This window comes from Rhizobium sp. rho-13.1, assembly GCF_007000305.1.
GTDB classification, from domain to species: domain Bacteria; phylum Pseudomonadota; class Alphaproteobacteria; order Rhizobiales; family Rhizobiaceae; genus Rhizobium; species Rhizobium rhododendri.
In genome coordinates, this window is record NZ_SCFL01000005.1 from 39,605 (window position 1) to 60,269 (window position 20,665).

The window sequence follows — 20,665 nt, forward strand, 5'->3', positions numbered from 1 at the left end:
ACGCTATTGGCGGGGAGTGCACTTCGTCCTAGATTGGCTGGCAATCAGCGTCGCGCCTGTTGGCCGGGGCGTCTGACCACGACCGCTTGAACAGGCCGGAGTGCTGTGTGACCCCATCGACAGATCGACTGGATACCGTGGCTCCCGGCCTTCTGCGACCGTTGAGCCAGGCCGAAGCCAAATCTGCCCTGGCCAGACTGAAGACCCTTGGCAAGACCGAGCCGACAATAGCGGCGTTGCTGGACGGCGATACGGCGTTGCGGGATTTTATCGTCGCGGTCTTCACGCTTTCACCCTACCTCCGCGATACCGCCGAGCTCGACGCGCCTCTGCTCGCATCCGCGATCAATGTGCCGTTGCTGTCGCAGATCGACCGGTTGGTTGCCGATGCCCGGGAGGCGTGGCGGCCCGTCGACGGCGTCGCCCCTTCCGAAACCGAGCTGATGGCCCGGCTGCGGCGTATCAAGCGCAAGACGGCATTTCTGATCGCGCTCGCCGACCTAGGCCGGCTGTTCGATGCAAAGACGTCGGCCCGCCTGCTGAGCGGACTTGCCGAGGCCTCCATTTCCGCAGCAATCGACTTCCTGTTGCTGTCGGCCCACGAGGCCCGCAAGCTGACGCTGGTGAACGTCACGGCGCCAAGCCAGGGCTCCGGCCTGATCGTTCTCGGAATGGGCAAGCTCGGGGCAGAGGAACTGAACTATTCATCCGATGTCGATCTGGTCATCTTTTTCGACGAGATGGCCGGCATCGTTGCCGATCCCGACGACGCGATAGAGATCTTCCCGCGACTGATGCGGCGGCTCGTCCGCATCCTGCAGGAGCGCACGGCCGACGGATATGTGTTTCGCACAGACCTGCGCCTGAGACCCGATCCTGGCGCCACCGCCCTTGCCATGCCTGTCGATGCGGCGATGATCTATTACGAGGGCAGGGGACAGAACTGGGAGCGCGCCGCCTTCATCAAGGCCCGCCCCGTGGCCGGCGACCGGGAGGCCGGGGCAGCCTTCATCCGCGATCTCGTGCCCTTCGTCTTCCGCAAATATCTGGATTTCGCCGCCATCGCCGATATCCATTCGATCAAGCGGCAGATCCACGTCCACAAGGGCCACGGCGCGATCACCGTGAAGGGCCACAACGTCAAGCTCGGGCGGGGCGGCATTCGCGAGATCGAATTCTTCGCCCAGACCCAGCAGTTGATTGCCGGCGGACGCATGCCGTCGCTGCGCAGCCGGGCAACGGAGGCAACGCTTGCTGAACTGACCAGGGCAGGCTGGATAGATGCGGAAACGCGCGACGAGTTGACCGAGGGCTACTGGTTCCTCCGTGATGTCGAGCACCGCATCCAGATGGTGCGTGACGAGCAGACCCACCTGCTGCCCGAGACAGACCCCGAACTGAGGCGCATCGCGCTGATGATGGGCTTTGCGGACCTGCCGCGCTTTTCGGAGCGGCTTGTGTCCGTGCTGAAGACAGTCGAAAAGCGCTATTCCCAACTTTTCGAGTACGAGAAGGGATTATCCGGCGAGGCCGGCAATCTCGTCTTTACCGGCCAGGCTGATGATCCCGAGACACTCCAGACCCTGCAGCGTCTCGGCTTTACCCGCCCGGCCGATATCTCCCGTATCATCCGCACCTGGCATTACGGCCGATATCGCGCGACCCAATCGGTCGAGGCACGGGAGCGTCTGACGGAACTGATGCCGCAATTGCTGCGCGCCTTCGGGGAAAGTACGCGGGCCGACGAGGCGCTACTGCGCTTCGATCAGTTTCTCGCTGGACTGCCGGCCGGCATCCAGCTCTTTTCTCTGCTCGGCAACAATCCCGTGCTGCTCGGCCTTCTCGTTACCATCATGTCGGCGGCGCCACGGCTAGCCGATATCATCGCCGCGCGCCCACATGTCTTCGATGGCATGCTGGATCCGGGCATCATGACCGAGCTGCCGACGCGTGACTACCTCTCCTCGCGCCTCGAAAGCTTCCTGCAGCCCGCCCGGCACTACGAAGACACACTCGACCGACTCCGCATCTTTGCCGCAGAGCAGCGCTTCCTGATCGGCATCAGGCTGCTCACCGGTGCGATATCGGGAGAGATGGCGGGACGGGCGTTCAGCCATCTGGCCGATCTCGTCATCGCGTCGGCGCTGGATGCTGTTCAAACCGAAGTAAGCCTGGCGCACGGCAATTTCCCCGGCGGCCGCATCGCCGTCGTCGGCATGGGGAAGCTGGGCAGCTTCGAACTCACAGCCGGATCCGATGTCGATATTATTTTGCTCTACGACTACGACGATGGCGCAACCGGCTCGGATGGTCAGAAGCCGCTCGACGCCACCCGCTATTTCACCCGCATCACCCAGCGCCTGATCGCCGCCCTGTCTGCGCCGACGGCCGAGGGCATTCTCTATCAGGTCGACATGCGGCTGCGGCCCTCGGGCAACAAGGGGCCGGTTGCAACCCGCATCAATGCCTTCGAGAAATATCAGCGCGAGGAAGCCTGGACCTGGGAGCATATGGCTCTGACCCGGGCCCGGCTGGTTTGCGGCGACCCGACACTGGTCTCGCATGCCGAACGGATCATCGCCGGCATTCTCGCAGCGCCCGCAGACAAGCCAAAGATCGCCACTGACGTGGCGGACATGCGGGCACTCGTCGATACCGAGAAGCCGCCCGCCGGAGTGTGGGATCTCAAGCACATGCCGGGCGGCCAGATCGACATCGAGTTCCTCAGCCAATATGCGCGGCTGGTGTCGCCGCTCGCCGTTACGGCGGAAGAAAACCGGGGCTTTACTACCGCGGAAGCGCTTGCGCGCTTCGGCCCCGGTCTCATCCCCGAGCAGGATCTCGCCAGGTGCCGGCAGGCGCTGGCGCTCTATACCGAGCTGTCGCAGCTGATCCGGCTTTGCATCGATGGTGTCTTCGATCCCGCACAAGCGCCGGCAGGGTTGATCGATCTCGTGGCCCACGCCGGCGATTGCCCGGATGTGGTGACACTGGAAGCTGAACTCCGCCGCCTAGGCGACGCGACGCGCCGCATATTTCATGCGGTCCTCGTGCGGTAAGGCACCCGTCGAGGTTGGCTGGTCCGGAATATAGACGGAGATGACGGTGCCGACGCCTTCGCGAGAACGGATGTTCATGGTGCCCTGATGCAGCGTTGCCAGTGAGCGAGAGATGGCAAGTCCGAGACCGGACCCACCTTTGCTCTTGGCGTATTGGTTCTGCACCTGCTCGAAGGGCTGGCCGATCTTGCCGAGTGCGGATTTCGGGATGCCGATACCGGTGTCAGCGATCGTCAGCATGACACCCTCGCTGACATCGCGCAGGCGCACGGCGATCCGCCCGCCATTGTTGGTGAACTTGACGGCGTTGGAGAGCAGGTTGAGCAGGATCTGCTTCATGGCTCGACGGTCGGCTGTCAGCGTCCTGCCTGTCAAGAAGCGCTGCTCCACCTGAATATTCTTCGAAGCAGCGGGCACGGAAGTAAAGCGCAGGCATTCCTCGATCAAAGGCACCAGGTCGATTGTCTCGCATGACAGCTTGACATGGCCGGCCTCAATTTTCGACATGTCGAGAATATCGTTGATAACGTTGAGGAGATGCTTGCCGCTGTCGTGGATATCGCGGGCATATTCGTCGTATTTTTCCGATCCGAGCGGACCGAACATCTGGTTCTGCAGAATTTCCGAAAAACCTAGAATGGCGTTGAGCGGCGTGCGCAGCTCATGCGACATGTTGGCGAGGAATTCGGACTTAGCCTTGTTGGCCGCTTCGGCGCGGTCTTTTTCGGCCAGGTAATTTGTGTTGGCAATCGAGAGTTCCGCTTTCTGGCGCTCGAGAGTCTGCCGTGAGGCGGAGAGGTCGTCGATGGTCGCGTTGTTGCGGCGCTCGGATTCGCGCAGGCGCTCCTGGTGGCGTTTCAGCAGCGTGATGTCCGTGCCGACGGAAACGGTGCCGCCATCGCGCGTCCGGCGCTCGTTGATCTGCAGCCAGCGCTCGTCGGCAAGTTGCACTTCGGTGGTGACGGAGTAGCCAGAGCGGTCCGCATCGGCGATGCGCCGCTCGATCACAGGACGGGCTGCGGCTGCCGCCACGGCCGAACGCTCGGTACCGGGCATCAGGACGCTGTCTGGAAGCCCGTAGGCCTGCTGATAGTGGGCGTTGCACATGACCAGGCGGTCGTTCTTGTCCCAGAGCACGAAGGCTTCCGACGTACATTCGATAGCATCCGCCAGCCGCTGGTCGGCTTCGGCGTAGCGCTGCGCCAGCCGGTGCTGTTCGGTGACATCCATCGCGATGCCGATCATGTGCTCCTGGCCGGAATTGGTGCGGATAACCTGGGCACGGACCCGCATCCACACATAGTGACCGCCGGCATGGCGAATACGCAGGATCTGGTCGATCTGGCCGGCCTTGCCTTTGGCGACGGCGCGCGCCAGCTCATACAGGCTGTTGTCGTTCGGATGCATCAGGCGGGCCGCGTCGCCGAAAGATAGCGTCTTGTCCGAGGCGGGCAGGCCGAGCATGTCGTACATCGAGCGCGACCAGAAGAATTCGCGGTTGGCAAAATCGAAATCCCAAAGGCCACACCGTCCGCGCGACAAGGCAGTCTCGACGCGCAGGTTGGATTCCAGAAAAGTCTCGTCTGCATCCCGGGCTCGCCGGACCTGCATGTAGTAGGCGTAGAGGATGACCAGCAGGATCGATGAAATCCCGGCAAATAGCGTCACGTTCAGGGTGAGCTCGTCGCGCCACAGGCGGCCGATCTGTTCCAGCGACACGGCCGACACGATGAACCCGCCCTTGTCGCCGATAAGCGCGATCGAGGCGTAGTAGGGCAGGCCGCCGATGGTGGTTTCGATCACGCCGCCGCCGTCCCCGAACCGGCGAATGGTTGAGACTTCAGGAAAGAAGTCCGAGATCGTCAGGCCGACGTACCGGACCCCGTCGATGGAAGAGGCAAAGACGCGGCCGCTTGCCTGCACAAGCAGCACGAAGTCGCCGCTGTCGAGCCTGTCCTGCGGCAGGAAGGTGCGAAGCCGCGCTTCGGCCGCATCCCTGTCGCCGACATCGAACAATGTCACGTCATGGGCAAAAGCGGCGGATGCGACAGACGCGGAGAGAACCGTGGAATGACGAGCCGCTGTTTCCATGCGGCCGTGCTCCATCACCATCGCTACGATATGCGAGGCAGCCACGACGGAGAGAAAGGCGAGGATCAGGATCGGGATTGCCCGCTTGAGGATGTTTTCTGCCTTGGAAAAATTGCGTGAAACGTTGCCGACGCTTACCCCCGCACGGTCGATAAGACCGTCATGCCAAGATTTAAGATCGTCAAAATTGACACGCAGCCGCCCCTCGGCCGCAGTCGCCCGCCGCACGTCCACCATATCTCGCCCTGAACCTCGTGTGATTCGCGGCGCCGCTCGCCCGAACCTGCGCCAATGAATCATTCGCGATTCGGCTTGTCCAGAGGGCGTGATAAAACTTTCTTAACTATTTGCTATTGCAGGTTTTTTAGAAGTCGAGATTGCGCGCGTCGGAGGCAATGCCCAGTCTTCGTTGCTCTTGTCGCGCAAATCACCTGTTGCGTCGCCGCAAATCACTCCTTCAAAATGCGGTCAACGATGTCACGGACGTCGGTAGAAAGCTCTTCCGCCCGCTCGATCTGCATCAGCGCCGCGCGCGCATGATCGGCGCGGACCGGCTCCAGTGATCGCCATGAACGCATCGATGTCAGGATACGGGCGGCAAGCTGCGGGTTGCGGGGGTCTATGGTCAGGATTTCCTCGGCCAGGAAGCGGTAGCCTCCGCCATCGGCGCGGTTGAAGCCCGTCGGATTGTTGAAAGCAAGGGTTCCGACCAGCGCCCGCACCCGGTTGGGATTGGCGCGCGTGAACAGCGGATCCTGCATCAGCGCCTGGACGCGCTGCAATGTTGCAGCGCCGGGAACGGAAGCCTGGATTGCAAGCCACTTGTCGACGACCAGTGCATTGTGTTCGAAGCGGGTCTTGAAGGTCGCCAGTGCCTCGTTGGCTTCCGCCGTTTCCGGAAAGCGATGCGCCAGGATTGTCAGCGCGTGGCTCAGATCGGTCATGTTGTTGGCAGCGTCGAAGGCGGCCTTGGCGCGCGCCGGCGTGTTGTCGGACAGCGACAAAAAGCCGAGCGCGGCGTTGCGGAGCGCGCGTCGGCCGGCGCTGGCGGCATCGGGGCTAAAGTCGCCCGGTGTTGCCATGCCCTCGTGGAGCGCCGCAAAGATATCCCTTCCGGCGTCGGCGATCTGCGAAAGGATCGCCTGGCGGCCGGCGTGGATCGCGTCCGGGTCGTTGTTGGCACCAAGCTCGCGAGCCAGGTCGGCCTCGCTCGGCAGGTTCAGCACCTGAGCGCGGAAGGCCGGCTCCAGTGTTTCGTCTGCGGCAGCCGTCAAAAGGGCGTCGATCAGCGTCTGGTCGCAGGCGACGGGCGCACGATTGCGGGTGTCCTGGACTGCCCGCAGCAGGATCGGCAACGCCAGATCGGTGAGCGCCTGCCAGCGCGCAAAATGATCGGACTCGAAGCGGGCAATGAGGGCAAGATCAGCTGCGCTCTGGTCGAAGTGCAGGTTGATCGGCGCCGAGAAACTGCGGTTCAGGGAGAGCACGGGACGTGACGGGATGTCGTGGAAGACGACAGTCTGGGCGCGTTCGACCAGATGCAGCACGTCCGTCGTGAACTCCGCACCCTCGACTTTCGCCGGTGTCATTGGCTTTCCGTCTTCGGAAAGCAGGCCAAGCCGCAGCGGAATATGCATCGGCTCCTTGGCAGACTGGCCGGGTGTCGCCGGTACCATCTGCTCGAGCGACAGGGTGAAGGTCCTGGCGGAAGCATCGTAGGCGCAGGAGGCGGTGACCAGCGGCGTACCGGCCTGATGATACCACAACGAGAACTGCGTCAGGTCGCGGCCGCTGACCTCTGCAAAGCAGGCAACGAAATCCTCGACCGTCGCGGCGTCGCCGTCATGACGCTCAAAATAGAGATCCATGCCTTTCTTGAACAGATCGCTGCCGAGGAGCGTCGCGATCATGCGGGTGACTTCGCTGCCCTTTTCGTAGACCGTCGTTGTATAGAAATTGTTGATCTCGCGATATTTCGTCGGGCGGACGGGATGCGCCAGCGGTCCGCCGTCTTCCGGAAACTGTTCGGATTTCAGATGCCGGACCTCCGCGATGCGCTTGACCGGGCGCGAGCGCTGGTCGGCTGAAAACTCGTGGTCGCGGAAAACCGTCAGGCCTTCCTTCAGGCAGAGCTGGAACCAGTCGCGGCAGGTGATGCGGTTGCCGGTCCAGTTGTGGAAATACTCGTGGGCAATGATCGCTTCAATGTTGGCATAGTCGGCGTCGGTCGCCGTTTCCGGATCGGCCAGAACGTACTTGTCGTTGAAGACGTTAAGCCCCTTGTTCTCCATTGCCCCCATGTTGAAGTCGGAGACGGCGACGATCATGAAGATATCGAGATCGTATTCGCGGCCGAAAACCTCTTCGTCCCACTTCATCGAGCGCTTTAGCGCATCCATGGCATAGGCAGCGCGCGGCTCCTTGCCGTGCTCGACATAGATCTTCAGCGTCACTTCGCGCTCGGACATGGTGACGAACGTGTCTTCGATGACGCCGAGATCGCCGGCGACCAGCGCAAAGAGATAGCTCGGCTTTGGATGCGGATCGAACCACGCGGCAAAGTGCTTGCCTTCGCCATACCCGGCACCGCCGAGGAAGTTACCGTTCGACAGAAGCAGTGGATTGGCAGCCTTGTCGCCGATGATGTTGACGGTGTATGGCGCCAGCACGTCGGGGCGGTCGGGAAAATAGGTGATGCGGCGAAAACCCTCGGCCTCGCACTGGGTGCAATAGATGCCGCCGGTGCGGTAAAGGCCCATCAACTGGGTATTGGCTTCCGGGTTGATGATCGTGGTGATCGTCAGTTCGAAAGGCAGCGTTGATGGTAGATCGCGCACAGTCAGGTTTTTGTCGGTGACTGAATACTGCGACGCCGGAACTTCTTCCTGGTCAAGCAGCAGGCCGGAAAGGCTCAATTCGTCGCCGTCGAGGATCAGAGGCGCTGTTGCATCGACCCCTTCGCGGCGGTGAAAGATCAGCCTGGCTTCCACCTTGGTTGCGGTCGGATCGAGTTCGAAGGTGAGGTCTACGCGCTCCAGGACAAAATCTGTGGGACGGTAGTCCGCCAAATGGACGATCTGGCCGATATCAGTGCGCATGGGGGTTCCTAGGTAGACGTTAGGGACGGTGGCCGAGCGGGCGCGAGCGTCGATTTGAAACAGCTTTATTCAATATGATTACATTAAAATCTGAACCAAAGCTAAAGCCATGTATTTCTTCGACCGCAATTTGCAATTGCTGTCCGAAATTCTTTGATAACAGAAGAATTTACCGGCGATCAGGCAAGGCGGTCGTCTGGCGAAGCAGTACGGACGGATGTCTCCGTCCCGCGCACCGGGATCGGCATGGCCTTGAAATCAGTTTTGTCGATGCGCCCCTCACCAACTTTTCGCCGCGCAGTGCGCCAGCCCGCGTAACCAGCATAGAACGCAAAAACCAGCGCCAGAAACCAGAGCAGTCCCGACGTGCCGAAGACCTGCATCATTGCACCAGCAGCCAGCGGACCGACGACGGTGCCGAGGCCGTAGAGGATCATGATGCCGCTGGAGATCGTCACATATTCGTCCGGGGCCGCGCGGTCATTGGCATGCGCGACGTTGATCGCGTAAATCGGGTAAAGCACCGTGCCGACGAAGAAGGCGGCGATATAGAGCGAGACGATGGAACGGACATCGAATAGGGTCATGACCGCACAGGCGACGACGCCGACGATGCCGCAAACGATCATCACCATGCGACGGTCGATCAAGTCGGATACCCTGCCTATCGGCATTTGCGAGATCGCCCCACCTGCCAGCACGCAGGCGAGGAGTGTCGCCCCCTGCGCCGTATTCATGCCGACGATCTGGGTGTAGACGCCGCCAAGACTATTCCAGGTGCCGGACAGGGCGCCCGATAGCAGCGAGCCGACAAAGGCAACGGGAGATAGTTGATAGAGCTTGGGAAGGTTGAATTTGGCTTGGGCTATCGGTGTCGGAGAGGCGGCCGTCGACAGCGCCGTCGGTAGCATGGCCAGCGCGAAGATGATGCCGCACAGGATGAACAGAGACGTCGATTTGGGATCGCCGAGCGGGACAAGATATTGCCCGCCGATCGATCCTACCAGGCAGGTGATCATATACACAGAGAAGATCGTTGCCCGGTTGGCATTGGTGACGCGCTCGTTCAGCCAGCTTTCGATGATCAGGTAGCTGCCGGCGATGGCAAAGCCGCTGATGAAGCGGAACGCCACCCAGGCCCGCCAGTCCACCAGCAGCGCGCAGAGCAGGATGCCGACGCCGAGCAGTGAAATCAGGGCGCCGAACACGCGTACATGGCCAACCCGCTTCACAAACAGCGGAGTGATGATGCAGGAGATGGTAAATCCGAGCGTATAGCCGGTTGCGATGAAAGAGATCGTGAATGTCGACCATCCCTCCGCCACCGAACGGATCGGCACGACATAGTTCATCAACCCCAGCCCGACCATCATCAGGAGGGTCGACAGCATCAGGCTGGCGATAGAGATCAGGCTTGCCAGCATGGCACTGTTCCGCTCTTGGCAGGGGTGGATGGCAGAGAATGTATTGTCCTCTATCCCACCATAAGCGCGCAATCAATCGCGACACTGCGCGGCGCATAAAGCGCGTCACCGAAAGCGAAATCGTATTGCCGTTTGAATGTGAATTGGCGGCTGAGGTTCTCGTGCCGCTGAGGCTGTTGCCCGGCTTGCTCTTTCAAGGCTCTCGCATCGCCACGTTCACCGAGGCACCTCAGCTATGCGGACCCTGCACGCTTTTCAGGAGGCGCGAAATTCCGCGAACATCGTGGTCGGGCGGACAAGACGGGAAGATGTGCCGGTTCCACGAGCCGTTATCTGTTCGTTTGTCGCCTCGAGGCGGCGATAGCCTTGTGACCCGCGCAAAGAAGCATTTACCTGACGGAGGGTTTCAAACCCGCAATGTATAGGACGCGAACGAATGGTCATTGCCTTGGATCCTGATCGTGGTTCCTCCCAAGACGCCCGATTAATATCGCAATGCAGCATCGATTCTACAACGCATGTTGCCGCCATGGCAGTCATGCGTAAATCACATGGCTAAATTCATAATTTCATTATAGTGCCAAAAAAATAGTCGTTTATCAGACTGCATCGATCCGGCGGCGAAAAGCCAGAAGATCCTGCCACGCCAACCGCTTGTTGATCGGCGCGGTCAGCAGATCCTGGGGATGCAGCGTCGCAATCGCCGGGACAGAGCCGGCTCCGGCGCCGATTTCACGCCAGTGTCCGCGAAGGGCATGGATGGTCTCGTTACCGCCGAAGAAGAAGCGCGCGGTGAAATTTCCAAGCAACAGCAGGACTTTCGGCTCTGCCAAAGCGATTTGTCGCTCGATGAAGGGGCGGCAGATATCCGTTTCCGGAATGGATGGCGCACGGTTGCCCGGCGGCCGCCACGGAATGACATTGGTGAGTAGTATGCCATCACGATCAAGGCCGATCGACGCCAGCATCCGGTCGAGAAGAAGGCCGGACCGTCCGGCGAACACAGCGCCCTCGCGGTCATCGTCGGCGCCCGGCATCGGGCCGATGACCATGATTCCGCTCTCCGGGTTGCCGCTCGCAAACAGTGTCGAGCGCGCGCTATTCTTCAGATTGCAGCCGTTGAAGGCTTCCAGGGCGGCTTTCAGTTCCGGCAGCGAGCGAGCGCTTTCAGCAGCAAAGCGCGCCTGGTCGATAGCCTGTTCGTCTGGAATAGCCGGCGCGCGCGCTGCAGCGGGTGGCGCAGTCGCAACCGCCTGTGCCGAAGGCCGACGTTCGGCAGCGCTGGCGAGCGGGCTTGCCGGCGTAGGCGAGGGTGCCGGCGCCGGACGCCCCGCCTGTCTCGCCGCTTTCAGCGCCTCGAATTCGGCAAAGCGGTCCACCGGATCCTCTTCCAGCATCCAACTGATGCCCGCGTCGGCATGGAAATGCAAAAGCGCGGCAAGTTCGGCCGGGGAGAGGTCTTGAACGGAGATCATTGCTGAACTCTAGCGAAGCCGGTCGGGCAAGGGAAGGGCCAAAGCCCCCACCATCCCCGGCTCAGGAGGTCCATTGGGCGATATCGTCGCGCTCGCCGATCAGCGCCAGACCGTGCGCGATCGACAGCAATTCGCCACCGGTCTCGATCCGGCTCACGTCGAAGCGCTCGGTGAACAGCCGGCGCACGGCGGGCACGAAGGACGTCCCGCCTGTCAGGAACACCTTGTCGATGCTGGCAGCCGGTGTGTTGGTCTTTTCCAGCACCTCGTCCAGGGCCGCCTCGATCCGCGCCAGTTCCGGCGCTATCCAGCCATCGAAATCGCTGCGCCGGATCGATGTCTTGCCGGCAGCGCCGAGAGGCGGAAAATTGAACTCGGCCTCTTCCGCGGATGACAATGCCATCTTGGTGGCGGAAACCGCCTGGTAGAGCGGATATCCCTCGTCATGCTCGATGAGCTCGATGAAGGTTTCGAGCTTGTCAGGCTCGATGGCCGTGCGGACCAACTTTTGCAACTCCGGAAATTCGCGCGATGTCTTGAAGATCGACAGCTGGTTCCAGCGGCCGAAATTGGCGTAATAGGAGGAGGGCATCTCGAGCAGCTTGTCGAAGCTCTTGAAGTAGCTTCCCTTGCCGATCAGTGGCGAGACGACATTGTCGATAATGCGGAAGTCGAAATGGTCGCCGGCGACGCCGACGCCGGAATGGCCTATCGGCGTTGCGGTCAGCCGGCCCGCCGCAGTCTCGAACCGTATCAGCGAATAATCGGTCGTGCCGCCACCGAAGTCGGCCACCAGCACCGTGGCGTCGCTCTTGAGGTTCTGCGCGAAGTAGAAAGCCGCCGCGACAGGCTCGTACACGTAGTGGATTTCCGGGAAACCCAGCCGCGTCAGCGCTTCGTTGTAACGCGCTGTCGCCAGCGCTGGATCCGGGTTGGCGCCGGCGAAATGCACAGGCCTTCCCGTGACGATACGGCCGATATCCGATGGCCAGTCGTCGCCGGCATAGGCCTTCAGGCGACGCATGAAAATTTCCATCAGGTCTTCGAAACTATGCCGCTTGGCGTGCACCAGCGTTCCCTGGAACAGCGCGCTGGCTGCAAAGGTCTTGATGGACTGGAGAAAACGGCAATCGCCGGGATTGTCGATGAATTGGCGGATCGCAGCGTTGCCTGCCTCGACTTTCAGTGCCGCCGCACCGAGGTGACGATCCTTCATGAAGGAGAGGGCGGTGCGCATGCTGTCTGCAGAGCCGGCAGCGCTGGTGAACGAGACCGAGCGCGTGGCCGCTCCGTCTGCCAGCGCCATCACGCTGTTCGTCGTGCCAAAGTCGAAACCTAGCGCCTGAGCCATGCTCGCACTCCTGTCTGCCGAAAATGTCTGGATGGGGCGATGTCCCGCGCCAAAGCGAAACGCCCTCTGATCGAAGAGGGCGCGTCATCGCATAGGCCATCAGGCTGCGCAAGATGGTGAAGGCCCTGAAATCTCTCCGGACAGGCCAGAGGTCATTCCGCCGCAATCGCGGTCGGAGGGTTCTCCTGCTGCGGCTGCTCTTTCCTGCGGCCGAGGCGCCTGACGAAATTGTCGAGCCGGTTCATCTCCAGGAAGATGACGGGCGTGATGAACAACGTCAGGATCTGCGACACGACGAGGCCGCCGACGACTGCGACGCCAAGCGGCTGGCGGAGTTCCGAACTCGCGCCGCCACCGATGGCAATCGGCAGGGCACCGAGCAGGGCGCAGAATGTCGTCATCATGATCGGCCGGAAACGCCGGACGCACGCCTCATGAATAGCCTCGGCCGGCGACACCTTGTCCGACGATCGCAATGTCTCGAGCGCCACGTCGATCATCATGATCGCGTTTTTCTTGACGATCCCGATCAGCATCAAGAGCCCGATCAGCGCAATGATCGACAGGTCGAAGCCAAACACTTTTAGCGCCAGCAAGGCTCCGAGCGCCGCTGCCGGCAGGCCGGAGAGAATGGTCAGGGGATGGATGAAGCTCTCGTAGAGCACGCCGAGGACGACATAGATCGTGAGCACGGCGGCCAGGATCAGGTAGGGCGTGCTGCCCTGCGATTGCTGGAAGATCTGGGCCGTACCGCCATAGGACGTGAAGACGTCAGCCGGCATGTTGATCTGCTTCTTGATCTGGTCGATAAACGCCGTCGCATCGCCCAGCGCCTCCCCGGCCGGCAGGTTGAACGACACCGTCGTCGAAACCAGCTGTCCCGTCTGGTTGATCGTCACAGGTCCGGTATTGCGCTCGATATGGGCGAAATTGGATAGCGGAACCTGCGCGCCGGAGGAGGACGAGACGCGGATGCGCGAAAGCTTCTGGTCGTCCCAGGGCTGGTTGGCATCGTATTCGATGATGACGTCGTAGCTATCGCCGGTAGACTGGATCTGCGCGGCGGCATAGTCGCTGAATGCCTCCTGCAGCGTCGTGCGCAACGAGGCATTGTTGATGCCGTAGGCAGCGGCCTTCTCCGTGTCGATGACGATATTGGCCTGCAGCGCATTGTTCTGGGCGTCGGTCGTCACGTCGGTGAAGCGCGGATCCTTCTTCATCTCCACGAGCAGCTTGTTGGCCCAGGTGTTGGTCAGGTCGGCGCTGAGGGCCTGGACTACCAGCTGATACTGGCTGGCCGTCTGTCGTCCGCCAAAACGCAGGCTCTGCTGCGGATTGATGAACACCTGGATGCCCGGGATGGTCGCCACGGCGGCCCGCATTTCCCGAAGTGTCTGGTCGAGCGGCGGACGATCCTTCTTGTCCTTAAGCTGGGCATACATCGTGCCGTTGTTCAGCGTCTGGCGGGCACTGGCACCGACGATCGACATGACATGTTCGACAGCTGGGTTCTTTTCGATCAGTGCCGCAGCCTGGCTCTGGAGATCGCGCATGGCATCATAGGAAATGTCCTGCCGGGTGCGAGTCGAAATCTGCAGGCGGCCAATGTCTTCGGTCGGGAAGAAGCTCGCCGGCAGGGTCATGAACAGGTAGATCGACAGCCCCACGGAGGCAAGGAAGCTGCCGAGCACTATGGCGCGGTTGCGCAGGCACCAGGCAACGCCCTTGTCGTAGTTACGCTCAGTCCAGTTGAAACCCCGGTTGAAAAGTCGAACGGGATACGGCGGATGACTGTGGCCGCTCGACAGGCGCGAGCCTAGCATGGGCGTCACGGTCAGCGAGACGATTGCCGACGAGACGATAGCGATTGCCACCACCATGCCGAATTCGTTGAAAATACGCCCGACGACGCCGCCCATCAGCAGGATGGGTATGAACACCGCGATCAGCGAGATCGACATCGAGATGATGGTGTAGCTGACTTCCGCCGAGCCCTGGATGGCCGCTTGGCGCACCGGCATGCCGTTCTCGACATGCCTGAGGATATTTTCCAGCATGACGATGGCGTCGTCGACCACAAGCCCGACCGCTATCGTCAACCCGAGCAGTGAGATGTTGTCGACGCTGTAGCCGAGCACATACATCATGCCGAATGTTGCAACCAGCGACAGCGGAACTGCCAGCCCGGGGATGATCGTTGCCATCACGTGGCCGGTGAAAAGGTAGATGACGAGGACCACGAGCCCGATTGTCAGTGCCAGCGTAAACTTGACGTCGCCGATCGCTTCCCGGATCGGTGCGGCCGAATCGTTCATGACAACCGTCTTCACCGATGCCGGCATCTCGGCATGCAGCTTCGGCAGCGTCTTGTTGATCTCGTCGACGACATCGACGGTATTGGCGTCGGGTTGGCGCTGGATCGACAGGATAATGGCCCGGCTGCCGTCATACCAGCTACCGACATTCTGGTTTTCGACGCTGTCCTGAACGTTGGCAACATCGCTCAAATGAATAGGCGCACCGTTGGGATTGGCGATGACCAGAGTGCGGAATTGCGCGGCGTTGGTGCGCTGCGTATCCGCATTGATGGTCATGCTCTGGGCGGAGTTCTGCAATGTGCCGACGGGCACCTGGCTGTTGGCGTTCACGACCGCAGAGTTGACGGTGTCGATGCCGATGCCCCGGGCAAGCAGTTTGTCTGGGTCGACGCCGATCCGCACGGCATAGGTCTGAGCACCGTTGACCGTCACTTCAGCGACGCCCGGCAATGTCGACAGCGATGGGGAAATGATGTTCTCGGCGATATCGTCGAGCTTGCTGCGCGGCAGGGTGTCGCTCTGCACGGCGATCAGCATGACGGGTGCGTCTGCAGGGTTGGTCTTGCGATAGCTCGGAGGCGTCGTCAAATTGTTCGGCAACTGCCGCGTTGCTGTGGAAATCGCCGCCTGGACGTCTGCGGCCGCAGCGTCGATGCTGCGGTTGAGATCGAACTGCAGGACGATGCTGGTGTTGCCGAGCGAATTGGTCGAGCTGATTTCGCTGATCCCCGGAATTGTCTCGAACTGCTTGATCAGCGGCGTCGCCACCGATGTCGCCATGGTCTGCGGCGAGGCGCCGGTCAGCTGGGCGGAAACGTTGATAGTCGGGAAATCGACCTGCGGCAGGGCTGCGACCGGGATCAGCTGGTAGCCGGCAAGGCCGGCCAGAACCACGCCGATCGCGATAAGGGTAGTTGCGACCGGACGCTGGATACAAAAAAGCGGGATCATGGCTGGGCTCCGACCGTAAAGTTTTCGGTCTTGCCGTCAGCGGCAGATGCTACCTTCTGTGCCGCACCGTCGCTGAACTCTTCCTTGATCGTCTGGCCGTCCGTCACCTGCGACTGGCCCTCGATGATGACGTGATCGCCGACGGCGAGACCCTTGGCGACGGCTGTGCGGTCGCCGTTGGCGCGCGCGACAGTTACCGGCGTGACGTGAACCTTGCTGTCCTTGCCGACCACGAAGGCAATAAAGCCGTCCGGGCCTGGTGCCACGGCGACCGTCGGCACCACGATCAGCGGCTCCTTGTCCGAGAAGTGCACGGAGACGTTTTCCGATCTTCCGGGCCACAGCGCCCCATTGGCATTGTCGAATTTCGCCTTGACGATGATTGTGCCCGAGGCGGAATCAACCGTGTTATCGAAGAAGCTGACTTCTCCCTGGCGAGGCTTGCCCTTGGCGGAGCGCGGAACGGTGCTGACGGGAACCGGACCAGCAGCGAGCGCCTCCTGCAACTGGCGCAGACTGGTTTCCTGCAGGTTGAATTTGACAAAAGCAGGATCGTACTTGGTGATCGTGACGATGGCGGTGCCGGGGCTCACATAGGCGCCGAGGCTGAGGGAGATGTCGCCGAGACGTCCGTCATAAGGCGCACGGATATCAGTGTGCTCCAGCAGCACCTCATCCGACGCAAGCTGCGCCTTGTCGGCCGCAGCAGTCGCCACAGCTGCGTCGCGCGCCTCCTGCGCCTCGTCCGCCGTTGCCTGGGTGCCCGCCTTGCTGCTCAAAAGGTTCAGCGCGCGGGTCAGCGCTGATTCTGTCTGGGCCAGCGTTGCCTGGTCCTTCGCATACACCGCCTTGTCCTTGTCGACGGTGGCCTGCGCAGTGCGCGGATCGAGTTTGGCGATCAGGTCACCGGCCTTAACCGTTGCCCCATCCTGCGCAATGATCTGCGTGATCACACCACTTTCTTGCGCGGCTATGGTCGTCGAATCGACCGGCACCACCCATCCCGTGGCCGTCACATCCATCGGCAGTGTCGTCTCGACCGCAGCAACGGTTTTGACGACGACCGGCGCGCCTGACTTCTTACGATTGCCATTCTCGGCCGTGCTGGTGCTTGCGGGCGACGTGGAGCCCTTTCCAAGCAGGGCAGAAACATAAGGAAGACGTTCCCGGTAAGTCCAAAGCGCCGCACCTGCGACAATGACGAGACACAGCGTGATCCAGAATTTCTTCATATGTGCTACCGATAAGGAACGACTTCGTAAGTAAGCGGCCTACAGATGTGCAATGAAACCAACGCAGAGATGACAGCGCCGGAGTAACACTTCACATTTCCGTTACCGCGCCATTAGAATACGTTCAGTTTATCTTGGCTGGCGAACCATTAGCGGGCAATCTATCACAGTTATTTCCGTGGAAAAATTAACACTTGGAAAGCTTCGGGCCGCCCGGCATGCCAAAAGGCGTTGAATCGCTCCGGAATTACATCCCAAGATTTCTCATTGCTTTCACATGCCTCCGCTGATTGCAGTAGGCGCGTTGTCGCCTCAACAGTCCTAACTTACCGCACTCGTGGCCAAGACTGAGAGCAGCCCGAACCAGGCGATCAATGTCGGGTTCGGCATCCGCAATCAGAGGGAGCGCGCGGCGCCGCCGTCGCAACGGATCATCGAGCCCGTGATATAGCTTGCCGGTTCGCTGCAGAGAAACGCCGCCGTCGCCGCGAATTCGTCGACCCGCCCGTAGCGCCCGACCGGGATGCGTGCCTGCTTCTCGGCACGGATATCTTCCATCGGACGGCCCGTACGCTTTGCCGCTGCGCCGTCGAGGTCGTCGAGACGGTCGGTTGCGATGCTGCCCGGCAGCAGCATGTTCGAGGTCACTCCATAGCTCGCAACTTCGCTTGCCAGCGTCTTGCTCCAGCCGGCAAGCGCCGGACGCATCGTGTTGGAAAGAGCCAGATTAGCCAGCGGCTCGATGACCCCGGAGGACGCAACGGTCAGGATGCGGCCCCAGCCCTGCGCCTTCATGGCTGGCAGCAGCGCGTTGGTGAGGGTGATGACGCGCGCCACCATGGTGATAAAGTAGCTCTCGAGATTTTCAGCGGTCATCTCTTCGGTGGTGCCGGGAGTAGGGCCGCCGCTGTTGTTGACGAGGATGTCGAGGCCGCCGAGCTTTGACGCAACTCCCTCGGTGAGTGTTTTGACGAAGTCGGGATCGGCGAGATCGGCTTGCAGCCAGAAGGCCTTGCCGTTTCCCTCGGCATTGATGGCTGCGCAGTTCGCTGCCAGCCTTTCGCCGCTGCGACCGCAGAGGAGCACGTCAGCGCCTTCGCGCGCCAGCGCCACGGCGATACCGTGTCCAAGTCCCTTCGAGGACGCCAGGATGAGTGCGCGTTTTCCCTTGATGCCGAGATCCATTTTGGTCGTCCTTCATTTTCGATGGCCTGTGCCGATCCGCTTCATATAGAGCGGCGGCCGGCGGCGCATAAGAAAAATGCGCTGTCTTTTCCATCTGTCCCTTGGCCACGGCATGAAAACTCGGCTCACGGTCGATTGTGCGAATTGGGGGAGCCAGCGTCGCATCCCGGCTCGACAATCCCATTCCGTTTTGACAAGAGATAAGGCAAAACGGGGACAGGGCCGCGCGCAGGGCCAAGTGGAGACGACGCAATGACCGATGCAATGGAACTGCCGGAACGCGAAAGCATGGAATTCGACGTCGTCATCGTCGGCGCCGGTCCGGCCGGCCTGTCGGCTGCCATCCGTCTGAAGCAGGTCAATCCGGACCTCACCGTCGTCGTGCTGGAAAAAGGCGCCGAGGTCGGCGCGCACATCCTGTCCGGAGCGGTTGTCGATCCTGTCGGCATCGACCGCTTGCTGCCGGGCTGGCGTGAAGAGGAGGGGCACCCCTTCAAGACGGAAGTCAAGGCCGACCATTTCATGCTGCTTGGCCCTGCCGGCTCCATCCGCCTGCCGAATTTCCTGATGCCGCCGCTGATGAGCAATCACGGCAATTACATCGTCTCGCTCGGCCTCGTCTGTCGATGGCTGGCCGAGAAGGCAGAGGGGCTTGGGGTCGAGATCTACCCCGGCTTTGCCGCGACGGAGGTGCTCTATAATAGCGCCGGCGCCGTTATCGGCGTTGCCACCGGCGACATGGGCGTCGAGAAGAATGGCGAGCCCGGCCCGAATTTCACCCGCGGCATGGAGTTGCTCGGCAAATACGTGCTGATCGGCGAGGGCGTCCGCGGTTCGCTGGCGAAGCAACTGATCGCCAAGTTCGACCTGTCCAAGGATCGCCAGCCGCAGAAGTTCGGCATTGGCATCAAGGAACTGTGGCAGGTGAAACCCGAGAACCATAAGCAGGGGCTGGTCCAGCATTCCTTCGGCTGGCCGCTCGACATGAAGACTGGCGGCGGCTCTTTCCTCTATCATCTCGAGGACAATACGGTGGCGGTCGGTTTCGTAGTCCACCTCAACTACAAGAACCCCTATCTCTATCCCTTCGAAGAGTTCCAGCGTTTCAAGACCCATCCCGCGATCCGCAGCACGTTCGAAGGCGGCAAGCGTCTTTCCTACGGCGCCCGCGCCATCACAGAAGGCGGCTGGCAGTCGGTGCCGAAGCTCACCTTTCCGGGCGGTGCGCTGCTCGGCTGCTCGGCCGGTTTTGTCAACGTTCCGCGCATCAAGGGCAGCCACAATGCGGTGCTGTCCGGCATGATGGCGGCCGACAATATTGCCGCTGCTATTGCCGCCGGTCGCGCCAACGACGAAGTTGTCGAGATCGAAAACGAATGGCGCAGCAGCGACATCGGCAAGGATCTGAAGCGGGTGCGCAACGTCAAGCCGCTATGGTCGAAGTTCGGCACGGTGCTCGGCGTCGCACTCGGTGGCCTCGACATGTGGACCAACTCGCTGTTCGGCTTCTCATTTTTCGGAACAGTCAGCCACGGCAAGACCGATGCCGCCTCGCTGGAACCTGCGGCAAAGCATAAGAAGATCGACTATCCGCGTCCGGATGGCGTACTGACCTTCGACCGCCTGTCGTCCGTTTTCCTGTCCAACACCAATCACGAGGAAAACGAACCGGTCCACCTGCAGGTCAAAGACATGGCGCTGCAGAAATCCTCCGAACACGACATCTACGCCGGCCCCTCGACGCGCTACTGTCCCGCCGGTGTCTATGAATGGGTGGAGAAGGACGGAGCTGAAACCTACGTCATCAACGCCCAGAACTGCGTCCACTGCAAGACTTGCGATATCAAGGACCCAAACCAGAACATCAACTGGGTGCCGCCGCAGGGTGGTGAGGGGCCGGTCTACCCGAACATGTGAGGAGCGCCGGGATGACGGGAGATCCAGCCGACAGCTTCATCATCCGGCTGGCCCGGCTTGAGGAGTTGCCACGGCTGACGGAGATCGAACTCGATGCCTTCGCGACGCTCGCCGATGCGCGCGGTGGAAGCCGCGAGGCCCATGCCTTGCCGGAAAGCCTGCTGCGGCAATCGCTGGATGACGATCTGCTGTTCGTTGCCGCAGACAAAGAGAACCAGCCGATAGCCTTCCTCGCCGGCACGCAAAGCGACGAAATGCTTTATATCCGGGAGGTAGACGTTGCACGTGCCTGGCAACGCAAGGGCGTCGGCCGGCGCCTGATGGCAACTGCCATCGAAACCGCCCGCGCCAGTCGCCTGCGCGGCGTGACGCTGACCACAGATCGCTTCGTGCCCTTCAACGCGCCGTTTTATGCCCGGCTGGGATTTTCAGAAATCGTCGACAGCGACCTTGTCCCTGAACTGCGCAAGGCGCTGGAAAAAGAAGTCTCCGTCGGCATGGGTGCAGACCGGCGTGTGGCCATGATCCTGCGTTTTGCCTGATGGTTTGCACGTCGAGCGCAAT

At 61.2% G+C, this 20,665-nt stretch carries 12 protein-coding genes; 3 read left to right on the forward strand and 9 right to left on the reverse strand.

Annotated elements, in window-relative coordinates:
* Positions 1-107 precede the first annotated feature (107 nt).
* Positions 108-3,059 (forward strand): bifunctional [glutamine synthetase] adenylyltransferase/[glutamine synthetase]-adenylyl-L-tyrosine phosphorylase, encoded by a 2,952-nt coding sequence (locus EQW76_RS15075; RefSeq protein WP_142829841.1) that lies wholly within the window; start codon positions 108-110, stop codon positions 3,057-3,059.
* Here the strand turns inward: EQW76_RS15075 and EQW76_RS15080 are convergent.
* The 9 genes from EQW76_RS15080 to EQW76_RS15120 form a co-directional block, all read right to left on the reverse strand.
* Complete coding sequence (locus EQW76_RS15080; RefSeq protein ID WP_142829839.1) at positions 3,012-5,387, reverse strand: PAS domain-containing sensor histidine kinase; 2,376 nt, start codon at positions 5,385-5,387, stop codon at positions 3,012-3,014. The two genes, EQW76_RS15075 and EQW76_RS15080, sit on opposite strands and share 48 nt — an antisense overlap.
* Positions 5,388-5,599: 212 nt before the next feature.
* Positions 5,600-8,248, reverse strand: a complete 2,649-nt coding sequence (gene pepN / locus EQW76_RS15085) for an aminopeptidase N (RefSeq protein ID WP_143122962.1) — start codon at positions 8,246-8,248, stop codon at positions 5,600-5,602.
* A gap of 179 nt (positions 8,249-8,427) precedes the next feature.
* The gene (locus EQW76_RS15090) at positions 8,428-9,672 is read right to left on the reverse strand and encodes an MFS transporter (RefSeq protein WP_142829836.1); all 1,245 of its coding nucleotides are present in this window, start codon (positions 9,670-9,672) and stop codon (positions 8,428-8,430) included.
* 255 nt (positions 9,673-9,927) lie between these two features.
* Positions 9,928-10,116 (reverse strand): hypothetical protein, encoded by a 189-nt coding sequence (locus tag EQW76_RS29725; protein WP_142829834.1) that lies wholly within the window; start codon positions 10,114-10,116, stop codon positions 9,928-9,930.
* A 155-nt stretch (positions 10,117-10,271) separates the two neighbouring features.
* Entirely contained in the window at positions 10,272-11,147 is an 876-nt protein-coding gene (locus EQW76_RS15100; protein ID WP_142829832.1) for a uracil-DNA glycosylase, read from the reverse strand.
* 61 nt (positions 11,148-11,208) lie between these two features.
* Positions 11,209-12,498 carry an Hsp70 family protein gene (locus tag EQW76_RS15105; protein WP_142829830.1) on the reverse strand — a complete coding sequence of 430 codons (1,290 nt, stop codon included), beginning with the start codon at positions 12,496-12,498 and terminating at the stop codon, positions 11,209-11,211.
* A 152-nt stretch (positions 12,499-12,650) separates the two neighbouring features.
* A complete protein-coding gene (locus EQW76_RS15110) occupies positions 12,651-15,767 on the reverse strand; it encodes an efflux RND transporter permease subunit (protein ID WP_142829828.1) in 3,117 nt (1,038 codons plus the stop codon).
* Positions 15,764-16,999, reverse strand: a complete 1,236-nt coding sequence (locus EQW76_RS15115) for an efflux RND transporter periplasmic adaptor subunit (RefSeq protein ID WP_142829826.1) — start codon at positions 16,997-16,999, stop codon at positions 15,764-15,766. Before EQW76_RS15115 ends, EQW76_RS15110 begins: the two co-directional genes overlap by 4 nt.
* A 396-nt stretch (positions 17,000-17,395) precedes the next feature.
* On the reverse strand, positions 17,396-18,184 hold the full coding sequence (locus tag EQW76_RS15120; RefSeq protein ID WP_142829824.1) for an SDR family oxidoreductase: 789 nt from the start codon (positions 18,182-18,184) through the stop codon (positions 17,396-17,398).
* Between the two features lie 252 nt (positions 18,185-18,436).
* On the opposite strand from EQW76_RS15120, the gene EQW76_RS15125 reads away from it, so the two are divergent.
* Entirely contained in the window at positions 18,437-20,101 is a 1,665-nt protein-coding gene (locus EQW76_RS15125; protein ID WP_142829823.1) for an electron transfer flavoprotein-ubiquinone oxidoreductase, read from the forward strand.
* A gap of 11 nt (positions 20,102-20,112) precedes the next feature.
* On the forward strand, positions 20,113-20,643 hold the full coding sequence (locus EQW76_RS15130; RefSeq protein ID WP_142829821.1) for a GNAT family N-acetyltransferase: 531 nt from the start codon (positions 20,113-20,115) through the stop codon (positions 20,641-20,643).
* The last annotated feature ends 22 nt before the right edge of the window (positions 20,644-20,665 follow it).

What these genes read in the sequence shown, in the direction of transcription:
- EQW76_RS15080 (WP_142829839.1), bottom strand. Translation starts at nt 5,387, where the DNA reads ATGGTGGACGTGCGGCGGGCGACTGCGGCCGAGGGGCGGCTGCGTGTC.
- pepN (WP_143122962.1), bottom strand. Translation starts at nt 8,248, where the DNA reads ATGCGCACTGATATCGGCCAGATCGTCCATTTGGCGGACTACCGTCCC.
- EQW76_RS15090 (WP_142829836.1), bottom strand. Translation starts at nt 9,672, where the DNA reads ATGCTGGCAAGCCTGATCTCTATCGCCAGCCTGATGCTGTCGACCCTC.
- EQW76_RS29725 (WP_142829834.1), bottom strand. Translation starts at nt 10,116, where the DNA reads ATGACCATTCGTTCGCGTCCTATACATTGCGGGTTTGAAACCCTCCGT.
- EQW76_RS15100 (WP_142829832.1), bottom strand. Translation starts at nt 11,147, where the DNA reads ATGATCTCCGTTCAAGACCTCTCCCCGGCCGAACTTGCCGCGCTTTTG.
- EQW76_RS15105 (WP_142829830.1), bottom strand. Translation starts at nt 12,498, where the DNA reads ATGGCTCAGGCGCTAGGTTTCGACTTTGGCACGACGAACAGCGTGATG.
- EQW76_RS15110 (WP_142829828.1), bottom strand. Translation starts at nt 15,767, where the DNA reads ATGATCCCGCTTTTTTGTATCCAGCGTCCGGTCGCAACTACCCTTATC.
- EQW76_RS15115 (WP_142829826.1), bottom strand. Translation starts at nt 16,999, where the DNA reads ATGAAGAAATTCTGGATCACGCTGTGTCTCGTCATTGTCGCAGGTGCG.
- EQW76_RS15120 (WP_142829824.1), bottom strand. Translation starts at nt 18,184, where the DNA reads ATGGATCTCGGCATCAAGGGAAAACGCGCACTCATCCTGGCGTCCTCG.
- EQW76_RS15125 (WP_142829823.1), top strand. Translation starts at nt 18,437, where the DNA reads ATGACCGATGCAATGGAACTGCCGGAACGCGAAAGCATGGAATTCGAC.
- EQW76_RS15130 (WP_142829821.1), top strand. Translation starts at nt 20,113, where the DNA reads ATGACGGGAGATCCAGCCGACAGCTTCATCATCCGGCTGGCCCGGCTT.